Below are 4,156 nucleotides of genomic sequence, written 5' to 3'. Positions count from 1 at the left end.
AGAGACGAGGGGCTACGGGCAGGGCCCATGTGCGGCGAAGCCACGGCAGGAGCTTGCTGCCGCCGACCGAAGGTGTCAGCGCCCGGCCGTACTTTGTCTGCGACGTCCCCCACATCCGTTGGGGACGGGGTCGGTGCCATCACGGGGGTAAGAGTTGGTGCGGGGAGGGGTCGTATATGAGCGGCGGGCCTGGCCTGGGTCCGGGCAGTGAGGGAGCGTGGGTGGCTGACCCGCCCGTCCTCGGTTTCGATGTCGCAGGCGCCGAGGGGCTGGTGGACGAAGGCCGGGCAGCCATGGAGCGGGGGGACCGCGAACGGGCGCTGCAGTTGTTTCAGCAGGCCGTCGAGAGGGGCCCCATCCCGGCTGCGCTCAACAACCTGGCGCTGATGACGCTCGAGCACCGCCACGACCCTGCGGAGGCCCTGCGAATCCTGCAGCCCAACTTGCGGCCTGACCTGCGGCAGGTGGCCGGGCCGTCGGCAGGGGCTGATGTCCCAACGCATGCCGTGCCATCCCGCGACCCACCCTCCCATGCCGGGACGCACCCTTTCGCTCACGCGGTCGCGGCCCGCTGTCATCACCGGCTCGGCGACACGGCAACGGCCCGGCGGCATCTCGAGGCTGCGATCCGCGCGTTTGAGCAGGGACCCGACGCAACCGGATTTGCCGGCCCGCGCCGTCGGTGGCAAGAATACACGGCGGCCATCCTCCTCGCAGCCGGCACCCTGGAGGACGACCGTCTCGCATGGGAGCTCTACCGTCGCTGGTCAGGCCAGCACGTGCTTCCCCAGAGCCATTACCTCGGCGGGCTGGCAGCCTTCAACCTGCGTCGGTTCGACGCTGCCTGCCGCGCGTGGCTCCAGGCCGGCGAGCAGGGTGACAGTTGGGGCTTCGTCGAGGAGTTCATCGAGGTGGCGAAGCTGTGCGACACGGACCTGGTGCCCCCGTTCCGGCTGCCGTACGCCACCCCGCGCATGGATGCCGTCACTGCAGAGCTTGAGCGGGTGAAGGGGGACGACGACCGGACCGAAGCGCTGGTTCGGCGCGTGAGCCAGGATCCTCTGCAGCGGATGTTGTTGATCTGCACCGCCTTCGACCCCGCGCCGCACGATCCCGAAGCCGCGCGGGTCGCCATGACCTACCTGGTGGCCAGCAACGGAGAATGGGGCGAGAAACTGGCTCGTGCCGTCTTCATGTCCAACCGCACGACCATCTCCCAAAAGATGAACGCGGCCCGGGGGCTGATGAAGGCCGGTGTCGCCCGGCCGGGCGAGAAGGTACGGATGCTGATCGATGGCCGGGCACAGGACGTTACGGTGCGGGAGCTGCCGGTCGACTTCGGGTCCGGTCAGGAACCCCTGGAGAAGCGCCGACAGGCGCTTGAGCTCCGGAGGGCTGGCAAATTGCAGGAGGCCAAGGAGCTTCTCGAGAGCCTGCTTTTCGAGGGCGACCGCATCCTGGTGCTGGCTGTCGCACTGTACGCCCTTCTTCTGGAGGAGCAAGGTAATCTCGAGGAGGCGCGACGTTACCTCGAAATGCTTCTGGAGTTGGCCCCAAACTACCCGGTGGCGCTCGTCAACCTGGCGGCGCTGAGCCTCCAGCAGGGGGAGCTGGACGAGGCCGAGCGGTTCCTGAGCCGCGTTCATAGCGGCGACCCGGAAATCAGGGAGGCGGTACGCACCTTTCGGAGGGCGCTCGCCCGGCTGAAGGCGCGGGGCTGACCGTAGAGGGCCTGTGGTCATGGCGGTGCGGGCAACGGCTACGGCCATCTGCCGGCGGGGAGCTGATGCGCTCGCTTAAGACGTGCGACACTACCTACACATAAGGTGACGCCAGGACGACAAACCAGGTACTTGACGTGCGGCAGGCGTGGGCGGAGCGTGGTACTCTATACAACGGCAACGGGAGGCAAGCCGGCGTGCTCACCGAAGACAGCCCCTTCACTCCGGGAGTTCCTGTCCCCGTGGAGTTTTTCGTCGGGCGCGCAGAGCAAGTCGAGCGCCTTCGGTCCGTGTGGCGCGAGTCGTCTGCCACGAAGGTGCCGAGAGTCGCGTTCGTTGCCGGGGAGAGGGGAATAGGCAAGAGTTCGCTGGCCTCCTTTGTCCGTTTCCTGGTGCTGCGAGACGGGGCTCAGATCGCCACCCACGTACACCTTGGCGCGGCGACCGGCTTGCCGGAGATGGCTAAGAAGGTGTGGGAACAGGTCCTCAACGACAGCGCGGACCGGCCCTGGCACCGAAGGCTCGTCGAAGCCCTGGGAAAAAGGGTAGCGCAGGTCGGTCTGTTCGGCGTGACCCTGGAGCTTCAGATGGACCAATCGGAGCTCGAGGGCCTGGCACGCAGGTTTGGACAAGAGCTCAGACAACTGTTGAGGCAGACTGGAGACCCTTCGAAGGCTCCGCTCATCATCTTGGACGACATCAACGGGCTGGCCGAGTCCCCCGCGTTTGCCAACTGGCTGAAGAGCACCGTAGACGAGGCGGCGACGGCTCGGGAGCGACTACCGGTGACCTTTGTCTTGGTGGGACTGGAGGAGCGTCGCCGGTCGTTGATACGGCTGCATCCGTCGCTTGCCCGAATGTTAGAGGTGGTGGAGATCACGCCCTGGGACCCCGCGGAAACGGCCGACTTTTTCAGGCAAGCGTTTGGGCGCGCGGGCCGCGCGCTGGAGCATGAGGCACTCATGCTGATGGTTGCGTGTTCTGGCGGTTACCCCATGCTCGCCCACGAGATAGGAGATGCTGTCTACCGAGTCGACCAGGACAGGAGAGTCAATGCCGAAGATGCCTTCTCGGGGCTGCGGCAGGCTGCCGAGGTCGTCGGTCGGAAGCACCTTCAGCCTCATGTGTTTGACGCAATTCGCAGCCCTCGATATCTGTCCATACTTCGGAGGGCAGCGAAGCTCGGTTATTCGTTCACTTTGCGCGAGCTTCGGGCCCGGCTCAACGACACCGAGGAGAAAGCTCTCGGAAACTTCGTCGCTCGCATGAAGCGGCTCGGCGTCATCCTGCCAGAACGCGAAGCGGGGAGCGGCGGCTATCGGTTTTCCAATCTGTTGCATCACATGTACTTCCTCATGGAGGCACTCGGCGAGGAGCAGTTGTCCACTGTTCTCACGTACACAAGACAAATCGTATCTGGAACGGCAGGGCCCGGGCCCTCCAGCAGTGGTTGACGGTCACCCGTTACGCCGGGCTCCCGCCCGGGGGCCGAGCGTCTCCCCGCGAGCGCGCCCGCTGGACCGAAGCACGACGACCTCGTGGTGGACACGACCCGGATTCGTGTCGAAATCGGCTACTCAGAGACCGTGTCGCGGGATGAGGCTCTGCGTCGGACCGTGGACTGGGAGCGGGCGCATCCCCCGGCCCGGATTGATCCTTCTGCCTTTGACTACGCCGCCGAGGACGCGGCTGTGCGCGGGGTTTGACAGCCGAGGCGCGGCCCGGGTCGCGCGGCCCTTCGCGGGGCGGTCCACCCCCGCGCTGCTGTCGCCCTGACACGGTGGATCACGTTGTCCAGCTCACCCGCTGCAAGTGGCGACGCCGCCTGGCGGGGGACGATGGGGCACGGGATGACTTGGTCGGTCTGGCGCGGTCTCGCCCTGCACGGCTGGCACTGATACGGCGGGCACTGAACGCTGCAGGACAGGGCGGACCAGGTATGGAAGGCCCCAAAGCCGGGACAGTTGCGCTGCTGGAGGTGGGTTGTGTGCCCCAACAGCTCACGGTTCTGCGTGCCTTCGTGGAAGCTGCCACCGACGACGGAGCGGCGGGATGGGTGCTGGACCTCCCCAGCTGCTATTGCTGGGCGCCCGATCACGATCGGGTGCTTTCGCTGCTGCCCCGGGCGGCTCGCTTCGCCTCCGCATGGCTCCGCCGTCACGGGGAGCCCGTGCAGCTTACGTCGCCGCTGTCCGTGGAGGTGGTCGAGCTTTTGGTCCGCGAGGCCTCCATGGGGCGAGGTGGCACCTGGGCACTTTTTCTCCCCGATCTCGTGCCGCTCACCGCCGAGGAACTCCATCATGGCCTACTCTACCTGCAATGGTCTCGGCTCGACCTCTTCGAAACCCTGGCTGACCTGCCGGGAGGGGCGATGGAGTGGTGCATCCCCGGCTCCCGGACCATCCGCGAGATCTTGATTCACCTGGCTCAGACCG

General features: G+C 66.4%; 4 protein-coding genes. All 4 read left to right on the top strand.

Annotated elements, in window-relative coordinates; genetic code table 11:
- Positions 1 to 176: 176 nt before the first annotated feature.
- Positions 177 to 1,721, top strand: a complete 1,545-nt coding sequence (locus tag AB1609_17035; protein MEW6048152.1) for a tetratricopeptide repeat protein — start codon at positions 177 to 179, stop codon at positions 1,719 to 1,721.
- A gap of 197 nt (positions 1,722 to 1,918) precedes the next feature.
- Positions 1,919 to 3,175, top strand: coding sequence for an ATP-binding protein (locus AB1609_17030; protein MEW6048151.1), 1,257 nt, complete (start codon positions 1,919 to 1,921; stop codon positions 3,173 to 3,175).
- Positions 3,176 to 3,259: 84 nt separating this feature from the next.
- On the top strand, positions 3,260 to 3,427 hold the full coding sequence (locus tag AB1609_17025; GenBank protein MEW6048150.1) for a hypothetical protein: 168 nt from the start codon (positions 3,260 to 3,262) through the stop codon (positions 3,425 to 3,427).
- Positions 3,428 to 3,660: 233 nt separating this feature from the next.
- A partial coding sequence (locus AB1609_17020; GenBank protein ID MEW6048149.1) for a hypothetical protein occupies positions 3,661 to 4,156 on the top strand: 496 nt, incomplete at its 3' end.

The sequence above is a fragment of the Bacillota bacterium genome, from assembly GCA_040754675.1.
In the GTDB taxonomy this organism is placed as follows: Bacteria; Bacillota; Limnochordia; order Limnochordales; family Geochordaceae; genus Geochorda.
This window is presented reverse-complemented; position numbering and strand designations above follow the sequence as displayed.

What these genes read in the sequence shown, in the direction of transcription:
- AB1609_17035 (MEW6048152.1), top strand. Translation starts at nt 177, where the DNA reads ATGAGCGGCGGGCCTGGCCTGGGTCCGGGCAGTGAGGGAGCGTGGGTG.